This window comes from Pseudomonas sp. NPDC089918, from assembly GCF_050280605.1.
GTDB lineage: Bacteria > Pseudomonadota > Gammaproteobacteria > Pseudomonadales > Pseudomonadaceae > Aquipseudomonas.
Genome location: NZ_JBNNVP010000004.1, coordinates 180,741 through 195,145, shown reverse-complemented (window position 1 = coordinate 195,145; position 14,405 = coordinate 180,741). Strand labels below are relative to the sequence as shown.

Annotated in this window: 13 protein-coding genes; 3 read left to right on the top strand and 10 right to left on the bottom strand. The window is 58.6% G+C overall.

Going from position 1 to position 14,405, the window contains the following annotated elements; translation table 11 throughout:
- Positions 1-29 precede the first annotated feature (29 nt).
- A complete protein-coding gene (locus tag ACQKPC_RS05030) occupies positions 30-908 on the top strand; it encodes a hypothetical protein (RefSeq protein ID WP_427623395.1) in 879 nt (292 codons plus the stop codon).
- 44 nt (positions 909-952) lie between these two features.
- On the opposite strand, the gene ACQKPC_RS05025 is transcribed toward ACQKPC_RS05030, so the two are convergent.
- The 5 genes from ACQKPC_RS05025 to ACQKPC_RS05005 form a co-directional block, all read right to left on the bottom strand.
- Positions 953-2,116, bottom strand: a complete 1,164-nt coding sequence (locus tag ACQKPC_RS05025) for a type III PLP-dependent enzyme (protein WP_008067252.1) — start codon at positions 2,114-2,116, stop codon at positions 953-955.
- 474 nt (positions 2,117-2,590) lie between these two features.
- Positions 2,591-3,748: a betaine/proline/choline family ABC transporter ATP-binding protein gene (locus tag ACQKPC_RS05020; protein ID WP_427623394.1), complete on the bottom strand. Its 1,158-nt coding sequence runs from the start codon at positions 3,746-3,748 to the stop codon at positions 2,591-2,593.
- The gene (locus tag ACQKPC_RS05015) at positions 3,745-4,398 is read right to left on the bottom strand and encodes an ABC transporter permease (protein ID WP_063341568.1); all 654 of its coding nucleotides are present in this window, start codon (positions 4,396-4,398) and stop codon (positions 3,745-3,747) included. The genes ACQKPC_RS05020 and ACQKPC_RS05015 overlap by 4 nt, the downstream gene beginning before the upstream one ends.
- Positions 4,399-4,410: 12 nt before the next feature.
- Positions 4,411-5,304 (bottom strand): glycine betaine ABC transporter substrate-binding protein, encoded by an 894-nt coding sequence (locus ACQKPC_RS05010; protein WP_427623392.1) that lies wholly within the window; start codon positions 5,302-5,304, stop codon positions 4,411-4,413.
- Positions 5,305-5,324: 20 nt separating this feature from the next.
- On the bottom strand, positions 5,325-6,041 hold the full coding sequence (locus ACQKPC_RS05005; protein WP_007900385.1) for an ABC transporter permease: 717 nt from the start codon (positions 6,039-6,041) through the stop codon (positions 5,325-5,327).
- Positions 6,042-6,484: 443 nt separating this feature from the next.
- On the opposite strand from ACQKPC_RS05005, the gene ACQKPC_RS05000 reads away from it, so the two are divergent.
- Together ACQKPC_RS05000 and ACQKPC_RS04995 are read left to right on the top strand one after the other, a co-directional pair.
- A complete protein-coding gene (locus ACQKPC_RS05000) occupies positions 6,485-8,068 on the top strand; it encodes a peptide chain release factor 3 (RefSeq protein ID WP_007900384.1) in 1,584 nt (527 codons plus the stop codon).
- Positions 8,069-8,419: 351 nt separating this feature from the next.
- The gene (locus tag ACQKPC_RS04995) at positions 8,420-8,635 is read left to right on the top strand and encodes a hypothetical protein (protein WP_123498924.1); all 216 of its coding nucleotides are present in this window, start codon (positions 8,420-8,422) and stop codon (positions 8,633-8,635) included.
- Between the two features lie 178 nt (positions 8,636-8,813).
- Here the strand turns inward: ACQKPC_RS04995 and ACQKPC_RS04990 are convergent, their stop codons facing one another.
- The 5 genes from ACQKPC_RS04990 to ACQKPC_RS04970 form a co-directional block, all read right to left on the bottom strand.
- Positions 8,814-9,794: a peptide ABC transporter ATP-binding protein gene (locus tag ACQKPC_RS04990; RefSeq protein ID WP_427623390.1), complete on the bottom strand. Its 981-nt coding sequence runs from the start codon at positions 9,792-9,794 to the stop codon at positions 8,814-8,816.
- Positions 9,794-10,762 (bottom strand): ABC transporter ATP-binding protein, encoded by a 969-nt coding sequence (locus ACQKPC_RS04985; protein WP_218398663.1) that lies wholly within the window; start codon positions 10,760-10,762, stop codon positions 9,794-9,796. The genes ACQKPC_RS04990 and ACQKPC_RS04985 overlap by 1 nt, the downstream gene beginning before the upstream one ends.
- Positions 10,763-10,772: 10 nt before the next feature.
- The gene (locus ACQKPC_RS04980) at positions 10,773-11,684 is read right to left on the bottom strand and encodes an ABC transporter permease subunit (protein ID WP_427623388.1); all 912 of its coding nucleotides are present in this window, start codon (positions 11,682-11,684) and stop codon (positions 10,773-10,775) included.
- A gap of 10 nt (positions 11,685-11,694) precedes the next feature.
- Positions 11,695-12,705, bottom strand: coding sequence for an ABC transporter permease subunit (locus ACQKPC_RS04975; protein WP_063341564.1), 1,011 nt, complete (start codon positions 12,703-12,705; stop codon positions 11,695-11,697).
- A 73-nt stretch (positions 12,706-12,778) separates the two neighbouring features.
- Positions 12,779-14,374, bottom strand: coding sequence for an ABC transporter substrate-binding protein (locus ACQKPC_RS04970; RefSeq protein WP_427623385.1), 1,596 nt, complete (start codon positions 14,372-14,374; stop codon positions 12,779-12,781).
- Positions 14,375-14,405 lie beyond the last annotated feature (31 nt).

The window sequence follows — 14,405 nt, the reverse complement described above, 5'->3', positions numbered from 1 at the left end:
TCACATGCCCGCCCCCTCAAATATAAAGTATGAATTCACTTGCCTATGAGTTTACGTCAGCGCAACGGCGCGTTTTAGATCGATACGTCACTTTTCTCGGCTCGTTACATCCGACATTCAACGGAATACCGCTTGTGTTTGAGCGCCGTAGAAAAAACGGACATCAACTTGCGGTTCTGTCCAGGGACTCGCGCCTGGAAAATGCCAGATTCAATGAGCGATATCTACAAGAGTTTTGGGGGCGTACTGGAGAAGCCCTGCTTCTATGCGGAGCCTATTTTGAAGATCTCGAAACGTTCACTGGGGAGTCTTTGGAAATAACCGGGAAAACCTCCAGGAACGAACCCATTGGTCAGGTGGATTTCAGGCAGTACAGTCTATCCAGATCCCCGATCTGGAAGTTATTTCCGCCAACGAATGTACCGGATTTGATTCATGAGTTGGCGCTTCGATTCTATGAGCTAAGAGCCGTGGTACGACAATTGAAATATACGGTCGTAGAAGTGTATGAGGAGTCGTTTGGGCTGAAGTCGGTATTCCGCAGTGCCATGGATCATCGGTCCTGTAATTGCCATATAGAGCCAACGGTTGCACAGGAGTTGTTCGGCGAGCCTGCGACTACTCCGGTCTGGGACTTCAATTACTCTTCGAGGGACCCTTCAGTCAAGGCTGCAGAATATAAGGCGGATATCGCAGCGCTATTCAGTGGGTTCGCTGCCGTGAACTCGCAGATGGGGTTGTTCATTGAGGAGCTTTATCAACGTATCGATGGTGTGTGCAACGAACTCCTCCAGGCAAAGGGGGCGTCTAGACTCGGGGAGTTAAACTTCAAGCTGGCCGCCACCCTGGAGGGCGCTAGTGAGTGTGTGGCGCTGATGAACCACTTTGAGGTATGGCTTCGTAAATAAAAAAAGCCCATGTTTTCATGGGCCTTTTTTTGATTGGATGCTTATTACACGTAAAATGACTTCAGCGGCGGGAAGCCATTGAACTCAACAGCGCTGTAGCTGGTGGTGTACGCACCGGTCGACAACCAGTACAAACGGTCACCGATCGCCAGGTTCAGCGGCAGGCCGTACTTGTAGTTTTCGTACATGATGTCGGCGCTGTCGCAGGTTGGACCGGCGATGACCACTTCTTCCATCTCGCCTTTCTTCTCGGTCCAGATCGGGAACTTGATGGCTTCGTCCATGGTTTCGATCAGGCCAGAGAATTTGCCCACATCCGTGTACACCCAGCGCTCGACGGCGGTACGGGATTTACGCGCCACCAGCACTACTTCACTGACCAGAATGCCGGCGTTGGCGATCAGCGAACGGCCCGGCTCCAGGATGATTTCAGGCAACTCGTCGCCGAAGTCTTCCTTGAGGAAGCGGATGATTTCTTCAGCGTAGGTTTCAAGGCTGTTGGTGCGGGTGATGTAGTTGGCCGGGAAACCGCCGCCCATGTTGATCAGCTTCAGGTGGATACCGTCTTCTTCTTTCAGGCGTTCGAAGATCACTTTGACCTTGGCGATCGCCGCGTCCCAGACGCTGATGTCGCGCTGCTGCGAACCGACGTGGAACGAGATGCCGTACGGCACCAGGCCCAGGTCACGAGCGAGGATCAGCAGGTCCATGGCCATGTCGGTCTGGCAGCCGAATTTACGCGACAGTGGCCAGTCAGCGGTGGTCGAGCCTTCAGTCAGGATGCGCACGTAGACTTTCGAGCCTGGAGCTGCCTTGGCGATGTTGCGCAGGTCAGCTTCGGAGTCGGTGGCGTACAGACGCACGCCCTTGTCGTAGAAGTAGCGAATGTCTTTGGATTTCTTGATGGTGTTGCCGTAGCTGATGCGATCCGGGCCGACGCCCTGGTTCATCACTTTGTCGAGCTCGTAGATCGAGGCGATGTCGAAGTTCGAGCCTTTCTCTTTGAGCAGGTCGATGATTTCAACGGCCGGGTTGGCCTTGACTGCGTAGTAGACCTTGGCGAATTCGAAACCGGCGCGCAGGTCGTCGTAGGCCTGGCTGATCATCGCGGTGTCGATCACCACGAACGGGGTTTCTTGTTTGTCGGCGAAGGCCTTCATTTTCTGGAAGGTATCGCGCGCGAAATAGTCTTCGACGTTGATCGACATGCTGGGAACTCCTACTGGCAAACTGAAATTATCAATGGGTGCAAATGAACGCCCTCCGTATCCCCACTTTGGTTCGCCTACTTCCCAAGGCATGTCGCCGAAAGCAAAAAGGCCATGGGAGGCGGTGCTTTCCCTTGGCCTTGCTGTCTCGTCGTCAGTACTTGAGCCGGATGGATCGTTTCCAGCATGGACGTTCGGCGCGAACTTTAGGGCGTGAGGAGCTTGAGATCAACAAAAAATGTCGCGTTTTTGCACGCTTCCGTCGTGCGGTCCCGGACAGCTACTGATGTAACCGACCTGCATGACAGTGTGATGTTCCCCGAATGAGGGATTTTGGAGGGATTTGCATTGCCTGATCGTTCCCACGCTCCGCGTGGGAATGCCGCCCGGGACGCTCTGCGTCCAGCCGTTGAGACGCAGAGCGTCTCTGGATGCATTCCCACGCGGAGCGTGGGAACGATCAGTAGAAAGGGATCAGGCCAACGCAGCTTCCGCTGGCGAAACAATACTGGTCTTACCCCCACGAGACTTACCGGAGCTCAGATACTCGGCAATCGATTCCTGAGTCACTTCCCCCAGGAACACCCGCTCGGCATCCATCACCGGCAGCCACGAGCGGTTGAACTCGTACATGCGCGATAGCAGGATGCGCAAATGCTCGTCGTACGCCGCGGTGGCGTTGAACTCGCGCAGGTATTGCGCGCAGGTGCCGGTCTGACGGTGCAGGTCGCGACGGCGCACGTAGCCCAAGGCCTTGTTCTCGGCACAGGTGACCACCACGTAGCGACGGTCCAGTTCGTCCATCAACTCCAGCGCTTCGGCCACTGGCGTTTCCGGGCTCACCGATGGCGCGTTGTCGGCCGCGTCTTCGGCTTTCACCAGCAGCAGACGCTTGAGGGTGCTGTCCTGGCCGACGAAGTTGCTGACAAAGTCATCCGCCGGGTGCGCGAGCAGTGTATCCGGATGGTCGATCTGCAGCAGTTTGCCCGCGCGGAAAATCGCGATCTTGTCGCCGAGCTTGATGGCTTCATCGATGTCGTGGCTGACCATGATCACGGTCTTGTTCAAAGCCCGTTGCATCTCGAAGAACTCGTTCTGAATCATCTCGCGGTTGATCGGGTCGACCGCGCCGAATGGTTCGTCCATCAACAACAGCGGCGCATCCGCTGCCAGCGCGCGAATCACGCCGATCCGCTGCTGCTGGCCACCGGACAACTCACGCGGGTAGCGAGTCAGATACTGCTTGGGTTCGAGCTTGATCATGCTCATCAACTCGCGGGCGCGGTCGTGGCATTTCTGTTTGTCCCAGCCCAGCAGGCGCGGAACGATGGTGATGTTTTCCTCGATGGTCATGTTCGGGAACAGACCGATCTGCTGGATCACATAACCGATGTTGCGACGCAGGGTGACGGCGTCGAGGTCGGTGGTGTCTTCGCCGTTGATCAGGATCTTGCCCGAGGTTGGCTTGATCAGGCGGTTGATCATCTTCAGCGTGGTGCTTTTACCGCAACCCGATGGCCCGAGGAACACACAGATTTCGCCTTCATTGACGGTCAGGCTCACCGAGTCCACGGCTTTCACATCTTTGCCGTTGCTTTGGAAGGTCTTGCTGAGGTTTTGAAGTTCGATCATTTCAGGAGTCCTTTTGGAGTCAGCGTGCGTTGCAGCCATTGCAGAAGCAGGTCGGCGAAGATGGCCAGGAGACTGACCAGCACGGCGCCGACGATCAGCATCGACATGTCGCTGCGGCTGATGGAAGCGAGAATGAGTACACCGAGGCCACCGGCGCCGATGGTCGCGGCGATGGTCATCACACCGATGTTCATCACCACGGCGGTGCGCACGCCGGCGAGGATCACCGGCACGGCAATCGGCAGTTCGACCATGCGCAGGCGCTGGCCGAAGGTCATGCCAATACCGCGCGCTGCTTCGCGAATGCCAGGCTCCACGCCGGTCAGGGCCAAATAGGTGTTACGCATGATCGGCAGCAGGGAGTACAGAAACACTGCGGTGATCGCCGGCATCGGGCCGAGGCCCTGGCCGAATTTGGAATAGAACGGCAGCAGCAGGCCGAACAGCGCAATCGATGGCACGGTCAGCAACACCGTAGCGCTGGCTTGCAACGGGCCGGCCAGTGTCGGGAAGCGGGTCATCAGGATGCCCAATGGCACGCCGACCACAATCGCCAGGGTCACGGCGATGCCAACCAGGGTGATGTGCTGCCAGGTCAGGTGTAAAACCTGCGGCCAATCGAGATGGGAAAAGGCGTTGAGAAATTCCATGTCTTTTCCTCCTTAGTTCAATGGATGTTGGCGCAGGAAATCGGCGGCAACGGATGAAGGGCTTTCGTGATCGACATCGACCCGCGCGTTGAGCTGACGCATGGTGGCGTCGTCGAACAGTTCGGCCAGCGGCTTGAGCTCTTCGGCGAGTTTCGGGTGGGCGTCGAGGTAAACCTGACGCACCACCGGCGCGGCGGTGTAGTCCGGGAAGTAGTGCTTGTCGTCTTCCAGCAGCTTCAGCTTGAAGGCGTTCAAACGACCGTCGGTGGTGTAGACCAGACCGGCGAACACCTGACCATTGCGCAGGGCGGTGTAGACCAAACCAGCATCCATCTGCCGGATGTTTTTGCGGGTCAGGTTCATGCCGTAGAGGTCGACCATGCCGTCCAGACCGTCGGAACGGTTGGCGAACTCGGTGTCCAGGGCGACGAGGTGATTGGTCTTCACCTCAGCCTGCAGCACTGTGTTCAGCTCGCTGATGGTGTTGATCTGCGGATACGCTTTTGCGGTGTTTTCCGGCAGTGCCAGGGCGTAGGTATTGCTGAATTTCGACGGGGTGAGCCAGACCAGGCCTTTTTTCGCGTCGAGTTCTTTCACCCGGGCGTAGGACTGAGCGCTGTCGAGCTTGTCGGTGACGTGGTTGTAAGCCACCAGCGACACGCCGGTGTATTCCCACATCAAATCCAGCTGGCCACTTTCGTGGGCGCTGCGAGCCAGGTTGCTGCCCAGACCGCCGGTCACCTGGGTGTCGTAACCCTTGGCGCGCAGGTATTGGGAAGTGATTTCCGCCAGCAGGGTTTGTTCGGTGAACACCCGGGCGCCGATGCGGATAACGGGTTTTTCAGCGGCTTGGGCAAATCCTGCGAACAGCAGGGCGCAGCCTAGTATTAAGCTTATTTTTTTCATGTTGATTCCTTTGCCGAGGCTTAAGACGGGCGCAAGCCGCGTTCGAGCCAGAGGCGGCTGGCGAGTGTCACCAGTCCGTCGAGCAGCAAGGCCAGCAGGGCGGTGCAGGCCGCGCCTAGCAGCAGTTGCGGCTGATTGTTCAGGGCGATGCCGGGGAAAATCAGGCTGCCCAGGCTGTTGGCGCCAATCAGGAACGCCAGCGGTGCCGTACCGACGTTGATCGCCAGTGCCACGCGCACACCACCGATGATGATCGGCACGGCGTTCGGCAGTTCGACCCGCCATAGCACCTGAGTCGGTGTCATGCCGATGCCGACGGCCGCTTCCTTGAGTGATCCCTGAACGTTTTTCAGGCCTTCATAGGTGTTGCGCACAATCGGCAACAGTGAGGCGAGGAACAAGGCGAAGATCGCCGGGCCACTGCCGATGCCGAGAATCCCCAGGGCGATGGCCAGTACGGCGAGTGGCGGCACGGTGTTGCCGATGTTGAAGATCTGCATGAAGCGTTCGGCGCGGCCAACCATGGTCGGGCGGCTGAGGAAGATACCGGCGGGTATGCCCACTACAAGGGCGGCCAGCATGGAAACGAGGACGAGAATCAGATGAGCTTGCAGGTAAAACAACAAATCGTCGCGGTACTGTTCGATCGTGTTGATGCCAATCCAGTGGACCAGCAGGGCCAGAAGGGCGACGACAACCGCACCTCCTATCAGCCCTTTGCCATAGCGAATAGCCACAGGCGGACTCCTTTTTTCTTTGTCGGCAAACGCAGTCCCGTGTGGCAATGCCATTCCTGGCTGCCGGGAAAACAACGTTCGCGAGAAGCAGCTCTATCAGTGCCGGTAAACGGCATGAAATCGAGCCATAAGCGCAGCCTCGTCAGACTAACTTGCTGATTTTTCAGCCCCTGACGACGGGTCGTAACAGGGGAGTGGACGCCTCCACCTTTTAAAAGGTTCCATAATTAACAGCATTTAGCCACCGCGTAGGAGCTGCCGAAGGCTGCGATCTTTTGATCTTGATCTTCGGTGGTCTTGAAAAAACAAGATCAAAAGATCGCAGCCTTCGGCAGCTCCTACAGGGATGCGGTGTTCGGGAAGCCCTACGGACGGTGGTCCGTAGATGTCGTTTTGAGCTATACTCGCCGCCCTTTTTTGAATCACCTGCCAGGCGATTTCCCATGACCAAACAGGCCGCCGAAGTCGCGAAACGCCGCACTTTCGCCATTATTTCCCACCCCGATGCCGGTAAAACCACCATCACCGAGAAGCTCTTGCTGATGGGCAAGGCGATTGCGATTGCGGGCACGGTGAAATCTCGAAAATCCGACCGCCATGCCACCTCCGACTGGATGGAAATGGAAAAACAACGGGGTATTTCCATTACCACGTCGGTCATGCAGTTCCCGTATCGCGATCACATGATCAACCTGCTCGACACCCCGGGCCACGAAGACTTCTCCGAAGATACCTACCGCACCCTGACAGCGGTGGACTCGGCATTGATGGTTCTCGACGGCGGTAAGGGTGTAGAGCCTCGGACCATCGCGCTGATGGACGTCTGCCGTCTGCGTGACACGCCGATCGTCAGCTTCATCAACAAACTCGACCGTGACATTCGCGACCCGATTGAACTGCTCGACGAAATCGAAGCGGTCCTGAAGATCAAGGCGGCGCCGATCACCTGGCCGATCGGCTGCTACCGCGACTTCAAGGGCGTGTATCACCTCGCCGACGACTACATCATCGTTTACACCGCTGGCCACGGCCACGAACGCACCGATGTGAAAATCATCGAGAAGCTCGACTCCGATGAAGCCCGTGCGCACTTGGGCGACGAATACGATCGCTTCGTCGATCAGCTGGAACTGGTGCAGGGCGCCTGTCACGAATTCAATCAACAGGAATTCCTCGACGGCCAACTGACGCCGGTATTCTTCGGTACTGCATTGGGCAACTTCGGTGTCGATCACGTGCTCGACGCCGTGGTCAACTGGGCGCCGAAACCGCTGGCCCGTGTCGCCAATGAGCGCACCGTGGAGCCGGTTGAAGAGAAGTTCGCCGGCTTCGTGTTCAAGATCCAGGCGAACATGGACCCGAAACACCGCGACCGCATCGCCTTCATGCGTATCTGCTCTGGCAAGTACGAAAAAGGCATGAAAATGCGCCACGTGCGTACCGGCAAAGACGTACGGATCGGCGATGCGCTGACCTTCTTCTCCTCCGAGCGTGAGCAACTGGAAGAAGCGTTTGCCGGCGACATCATCGGCTTGCACAACCACGGCACCATCCAGATCGGCGACACCTTCACCGAAGGCGAAGTCCTGGGCTTCACCGGCATCCCGCACTTCGCCCCGGAACTGTTCCGTCGCGTGCGTCTGCGTGATCCGCTGAAATCCAAGCAACTGCGTCAGGGCCTGCAGCAACTGGCCGAAGAAGGCGCCACTCAGGTGTTCTTCCCCGAGCGCAGCAACGACATCATCCTGGGTGCCGTCGGTGTGCTGCAGTTCGACGTGGTCGCCAGCCGTTTGAAAGAGGAATACAAGGTCGAGTGCTCGTATGAGCCGATCACTGTTTATTCCGCGCGCTGGATTGATTGCGACGATAAGAAGAAGTTCGAGGAGTTCCGGGTCAAGGCCGTGGAAAACCTTGCGGTCGACGGCGGTGGTCACCTGACCTACCTGGCTCCGACGCGGGTTAACTTGGCTCTGATGGAAGAGCGTTGGCCGGATGTGAAATTCCGTGCGACGCGTGAGCATCATTAAGCGCTGAGTCGTAACACCAAAGCCCCGATGCGTAAGCCTCGGGGCTTTTTTGTGTCGCCTCGGTCAACTGTGGGAGCGGCGGTGCGGCGATCCGACTTGCTCGCGAAAGCGTCGGGTCAGTCGACATCAATGTTGAATGAAAGGGCCCTTTCGCGAGCAAGCCCGCTCCCACATTGGACCATTGTTGTTAGTGGGTTTGGATATAACCCCTATTCCAAACAAATCTCCCCGCCAGCGGCATTTTCTGCTACCCGGTAGCGTCCTCTCTGGAGAACCCGGTCAATCGGAACTAAATTTCATTCATTACCTGTCAGGCATCCGTGCTTCACCCCACAAAGGATGGAATCGACTATGAGTATTTACCAACGCATTGTGTTGTTGCTTAAGGTTTTGGTGCTGCTGTCCCTTGGCACATCGGCGGTGGCGTGGGCGGAATGTGAGAACCACGAAACACAGGCCTTGAACGGGCAAGGCGTGCACAGCGAGCAGATGATCGCTGCGACCGAATCAGGCGATGATGATCCAGACGCCGATGAGGAAGAGGATGAGGAAGACACGCAAACGTAAATGACGGACAAAAGAAAACCCCTCGCCGGACTGATACGCAATCTGGCGGAAGGGGTCTGGTCAACTCGGTCCCTGTGGGAGCGGGCTTGCTCGCGAAAGCAATCTGTCAGTCGACAGAGATGGTGACTGAAACACCGACTTCGCGAGCAAGCTCGCTCTCATTTTTTTCAGGCCGTTTTTACGCCGCGCCGTCGAGGAATTGCTCGGCGTAGTGGCAAGCCACCTGACGGGTGTCGACCAGGCGCAGGAGCGGTTCTTCTGTGGTGCAGCGCTCGGTCGCATACGGGCAGCGCTTATGGAAAGCGCAGCCGGACGGCGGGTTCAGCGGGTTTGGCAGTTCGCCGACGATCTTGATTTTCGGCTTGTCCGGGTCCGGGTGGATGGTCGGAGTGGCCGACAACAGCGCCTGGGTGTAGGGGTGCAGAGGGCGAGTGTAGATGTCCTCTTTCGGGCCCATTTCCACCGGACGGCCGAGGTACATCACCATCACGTGATCGGCGACGTGGCGCACCACCGCCAGGTTGTGGGAGATGAACACGTAGGCGGTGTTGAACTCTTGCTGCAAATCCATGAACAGGTTCAGTACCTGCGCCTGAATCGATACGTCCAGCGCCGAGGTCGGTTCATCCGCGACCAGCACTTTCGGTTGCAGCATCATCGCGCGGGCCAGGGCAATCCGCTGACGCTGACCGCCGGAGAACATGTGCGGGTAGCGCTGGTAATGCTCAGGCCGCAAGCCCACCTGTTTCATCATCGCCTGGACTTTCTCGCGACGTTCCGAGGCGCTCAGGTTGGTGTTGATCAGCAGCGGTTCGGCGAGCTGATCACCGACTTTCTGTCGTGGGTTCAGCGACGCGTACGGGCTCTGGAACACCATCTGCACATCTTTGCGCAGTTGCTTGCGCTGAGCCTTGTCGGCACCCGCGACTTCCTGCCCGGCGATTTTCAAGGAGCCGGAGGACGGTTCTTCAATCAGCGTCAGGGCCCGGGCCAAGGTGGATTTGCCACAACCCGATTCGCCCACAACGGCGAGGGTCTTGCCGGCTTCCAGTTCGAACGACACACCGTTGAGGGCGCGCACGGTCGCATGACCCTTGAACAGGCCACGGGACACTTCGTAGTGACGGGTCAGGTTGCGGGCGGTTAGTACGACGGCCATTACGCCACCTCCTGATTCAGCGGGTAGAAGCAGCGGGCGAGGCTGTTGCTTTTCTGGTCAAGGGCCGGACGCTGGGTGCGGCAGTTGTCTTGCACGTACGGGCAGCGTGGCGACAGCAGGCAGCCTTGCGGGCGGTCGTAACGACCGGGAACGATGCCCGGCAATGTCGACAGGCGCGCGGCGCCCAGGCTGTGTTCCGGAATCGCCTTGAGCAGTGCTTCGCTGTACGGGTGCGCCGGAATGTCGAACAGTTGTGGCACCTGACCGACTTCAACCGCTTGGCCGGCGTACATCACGCACACGCGCTGGGCGGTTTCGGCCACGACCGCGAGGTCGTGGGTGATCAGCACCAGGCCCATGTTCTGCTCTTTTTGCAAGGCCAGCAGCAGGTCCATGATCTGCGCCTGAATCGTTACGTCCAGCGCGGTGGTCGGTTCGTCGGCGATCAGCAGTTTCGGTTCGCCGGCAATCGCCATGGCGATTGCAACACGCTGGCTCATGCCGCCGGAGAGTTGATGCGGATAGGCGTCCATACGGCTGGCGGCGCCCGGGATTTCCACTTTTTCCAGCAGTTCGATGGCACGCTTGCGGGCGTCCTTGCGGGACATTTTCAGGTGCAGGCGCAGCACTTCTTCGATCTGGAAACCGACGGTGTAGCTCGGGTTCAGCGCGGTCATCGGGTCCTGGAAAACCATGGCCAGGTCTTTGCCGACGATTTGCCGACGCTGACGGTTGCTGAGCTTGAGCATGTTCTTGCCGTCGAAATTCAGGGCATCGGCGGTGACGATCCCCGGATGCTCGATCAGGCCCATCAGCGCCATCATGGTCACGGACTTGCCGGAACCCGATTCGCCAACGATAGCCAGCACTTCGCCCTTGTCCACGGTAATGTCGAGACCGTCGACCACCGGAACGGCGTTGGCGTCGCCGAAGCGAACGTTGAGATTCTTGATTTCTAACAGTGACATTTGAATCTCCTCAGGCGGCGTTCTTGAGTTTCGGGTCCAGCGCATCGCGCAGGCCGTCGCCCATCAAGTTGATTGCCAGCACGCTGAGCAAAATGGTCAAACCAGGCAAGCTCACCACCCACCAGGCACGTTCGATGTAGTCACGAGCCGAAGCCAGCATGGTGCCCCACTCAGGCGTTGGCGGTTGTACGCCAAGGCCGAGGAAGCCCAGTGCCGCGGCATCGAGAATTGCCGAGGAGAAACTCAAGGTGGCCTGCACGATCAGCGGCGCCATGCAGTTGGGCAGCACGGTCACGAACATCAGGCGTGGCAGACCGGCACCGGCCAGGCGTGCGGCGGTCACGTAGTCGCGGTTCAATTCGCCCATCACCGCGGCGCGGGTCAGACGAACATAGGACGGCAACGAAACCACGGCGATGGCAATAATGGTGTTGATCAGGCCAGGGCCGAGGATGGCGACAATCGCCACGGCCAGCAGCAGGGACGGCAGGGCCAGCATGATGTCCATCAGACGCATGATGGTCGGGCCGAGCACGCGCGGGAAGAACCCGGCGAACAGACCCAACAGGATGCCCGGAATCAGCGACATCACCACCGACGACAAACCGATCAGCAAGGACAGGCGCGAACCGTTGATCAGCCGCGACAGCAGGTCGCGACCCAGTTCATCTGTGCCGAGCAGGAACTGGATTTGCCCGCCTTCCAGCCAGGACGGCGGGGTCAGCAGGAAGTCGCGGTACTGCTCGCTTGGGTTATGCGGTGCGACCCATGGGGCGAAGATCGCGCAGAAAATCACCAGCAGCATGAACATCAGGCCGGCGACGGCACCTTTGTTTTTCGAGAATGCTTGCCAGAATTCTTTATACGGGGACGGATACAGCAGACTTTGATCGACTGCTACCGGTGTAGTGAGAGTGGTCATGGTCTTGATCTCAGCGCTGATGACGGATGCGTGGGTTGGCAAAGCCGTAGAGGATGTCCACCACGAAGTTGACCAGGATCACCAGGCAGGCGATTAACAGGATGCCGTTCTGCACCACGGGATAGTCCCGTGCGCCAATGGCTTCGATCAGCCATTTGCCGATGCCGGGCCAGGAGAAAATGGTTTCGGTCAGGACCGCACCGGCCAACAGAGTGCCGACTTGCAGGCCGACCACGGTCAGTACCGGAATCAGTGCGTTACGCAAGCCGTGAACGAACACCACGCGCGATGGCGACAGGCCTTTGGCGCGGGCGGTACGGATGTAGTCTTCACGCAGCACTTCGAGCATCGACGAACGGGTCATCCGCGCGATCACCGCCAGCGGGATAGTACCGAGCACGATGGCCGGCAGGATCAGGTGATGCAGGGCATCGAAGAACGCCCCGACGTCGTCGGCCAGCAGCGTATCGATCAGCATGAAGCCGGTGCGCGGCTCGATGTCGTAGAGCAGGTCGATCCGCCCGGACACCGGGGTCCAGCCCAGGCTCACCGAGAAGAACATGATCAGGATCAGGCCCCACCAGAAGATCGGCATCGAGTATCCCGCCAGGGAGACGCCCATCACCCCATGGTCGAACAGGGATCCTCGCTTGAGTGCCGCGATCACCCCGGCCAGAAGGCCCAGGATGCCGGCGAATAACAGGGCGGCCATGGACAGTTCCAGGGTCGCGGGGAATAGAGAGCTGAACTCGGTCCAGACGCTTTCACGGGTACGCAGGGATTCGCCGAGATCGCCGTGGGCCAACTTGCCGATGTAATCCAGGTATTGGGCATACAGGGGTTTGTTCAGACCTAGGCGTTCCATTGCCTGAGCATGCATTTCGGGGTCGACTCTACGTTCGCCCATCATTACTTCCACGGGGTCGCCTGGAATCATGCGAATCAACGCGAAAGTCAGCAAGGTGATGCCGAAGAACGTGGGGATCAATAACCCCAATCGGCGGGCAATAAAACTAAACATCGTGTGGTGTACCTCATCAGCCGGTTAGGCGTGCCCGGCAGCGCTGGGGTCAGCGATGCCGGGCGTTTCTTATCTACTTCACCTGGGTGGTGGCGAAGTTATTAGTGGTGAGGGGGCTAATGTGATAGCCCTCTACGTTGGTGCGCATTGCAGTGAACATACGGGTGTGCGCCATGCTGATCCACGGCTGGTCCTGATTGAAAATGGCCTGGGCCTGTTCGTAGAGCGCCGTGCGTTCGTCCGGGTTCACTTTGGCCCGTGCTTCGTCGATCAGCGCCTGGAACTTTTCATTGCACCAGCGAGCGTAGTTTTCGCCGTTCTTGGCCGCTTCGCAACTGAGCATAGGCGTCAGGAAGTTATCCGGGTCACCGTTGTCGCCCGCCCAGCCGGCAGACACCATGTCGTGCTCGCCGTTTTTCGCGCGCTTGAGCATTTCGCCCCATTCCATGACTCGAATATCGACCTTGATCCCGACTTTGGCCAGATCGGCCTGCATCATCTGCGCGCCGAGCATCGGGTTCGGGTTGGTCGGGCCGCCGCCGTTACGGGTGAACAGGGTAAACGTGGTGCCTTCCGGTACGCCGGCTTCCTTGAGCAAGGCGCGAGCCTTGTCCAGATCACGTGGCGGGTTGGTCAGTTTGTGGTTGTAGCCCAGCAGGGTGTCCGGGTACGGGTTGACCGCCACGGTCGCATTGCCCTTGCCGAACAACGCGTTGACGTACGCAGCCTTGTCGAAGGCCATGTCGATGGCTTTACGCACGCGCACATCGCTGATGTACGGGCGGGCGGTGTTCATGGCGACATAGGACACGGTCATCGCGTTCAGCTCATCAACCTTCAGGTTGGCGTCTTTCTTGATGCTCGGGATGTCATCCGGTTTCGGATACAGCGCGATCTGGCACTCGTTGGCCTTGAGCTTTTGCAGGCGCACGTTGTTGTCGGTGGCAATCGCCAGGACCAGCGCTTCAGCCGGTGGCTTGCCACGGAAGTAGTCCGGATTGGCCTTGAAGCGAACCTGAGCATCCTTGGCGTAACGCTGGAAGACGAACGGTCCGGTGCCGATCGGCTTGTTGTTCAGGTCGCCGGCCTTGTTGGCCTTGAGCAACTGATCGGCGTACTCGGCGGAGTAAATCGAGGAGAAGGCCATGGCGATGTCGGCCAGGAACGGCGCTTCACGGCGGGTCAGGGTGAATTTGACCGTGTTGTCGTCGACTTTCTCGACGCTTTTGAGCAGCTCTTTGAAGCCCATGCTTTCAAAGTACGGGAAGCCCACGCTCGACAGTTTGTGCCATGGGTGTTTCGGGTCCAGCTGACGCTGGAAGCTCCAGACCACGTCGTCGGCATTCATGTCGCGGGTCGGCTTGAAGTAATCGGTGGTGTGAAACTTGACGCCTTTGCGCAGGTGGAACGTGTAGGTCAGACCGTCGTCGCTGATGTCCCACGACTCGGCCAGTGCCGGGATCACTTCAGTGGTGCCGGGCTTGAAGTCCGCCAGACGATTGAAGATGGTTTCGGCCACCGCATCGGCTGTGACTGCAGTCGTGTACTGGACCATATCGAAGCCTTCCGGGCTGGCTTCGGTACAGACCACCAAGGGTTTGGCCGAGACGCCGACGGCGACACTCAGCAACGCGGCAGCGATGGCCGCTCGTAGGGGAAGCATTTTCATCTAGAGCCCTCTGCAATCGGTGAACAGAAAA

Excerpts from the sequence above, each read along its gene's own strand:
- ACQKPC_RS04975 (WP_063341564.1), bottom strand. The coding sequence starts at position 12,705 with ATGTTTAGTTTTATTGCCCGCCGATTGGGGTTATTGATCCCCACGTTC.
- ACQKPC_RS04980 (WP_427623388.1), bottom strand. The coding sequence starts at position 11,684 with ATGACCACTCTCACTACACCGGTAGCAGTCGATCAAAGTCTGCTGTAT.
- ACQKPC_RS04970 (WP_427623385.1), bottom strand. The coding sequence starts at position 14,374 with ATGAAAATGCTTCCCCTACGAGCGGCCATCGCTGCCGCGTTGCTGAGT.
- ACQKPC_RS05000 (WP_007900384.1), top strand. The coding sequence starts at position 6,485 with ATGACCAAACAGGCCGCCGAAGTCGCGAAACGCCGCACTTTCGCCATT.
- ACQKPC_RS04995 (WP_123498924.1), top strand. The coding sequence starts at position 8,420 with ATGAGTATTTACCAACGCATTGTGTTGTTGCTTAAGGTTTTGGTGCTG.
- ACQKPC_RS05030 (WP_427623395.1), top strand. The coding sequence starts at position 30 with ATGAATTCACTTGCCTATGAGTTTACGTCAGCGCAACGGCGCGTTTTA.
- ACQKPC_RS05010 (WP_427623392.1), bottom strand. The coding sequence starts at position 5,304 with ATGAAAAAAATAAGCTTAATACTAGGCTGCGCCCTGCTGTTCGCAGGA.
- ACQKPC_RS04990 (WP_427623390.1), bottom strand. The coding sequence starts at position 9,794 with ATGGCCGTCGTACTAACCGCCCGCAACCTGACCCGTCACTACGAAGTG.
- ACQKPC_RS05015 (WP_063341568.1), bottom strand. The coding sequence starts at position 4,398 with ATGGAATTTCTCAACGCCTTTTCCCATCTCGATTGGCCGCAGGTTTTA.
- ACQKPC_RS05025 (WP_008067252.1), bottom strand. The coding sequence starts at position 2,116 with ATGTCGATCAACGTCGAAGACTATTTCGCGCGCGATACCTTCCAGAAA.
- ACQKPC_RS04985 (WP_218398663.1), bottom strand. The coding sequence starts at position 10,762 with ATGTCACTGTTAGAAATCAAGAATCTCAACGTTCGCTTCGGCGACGCC.
- ACQKPC_RS05020 (WP_427623394.1), bottom strand. The coding sequence starts at position 3,748 with ATGATCGAACTTCAAAACCTCAGCAAGACCTTCCAAAGCAACGGCAAA.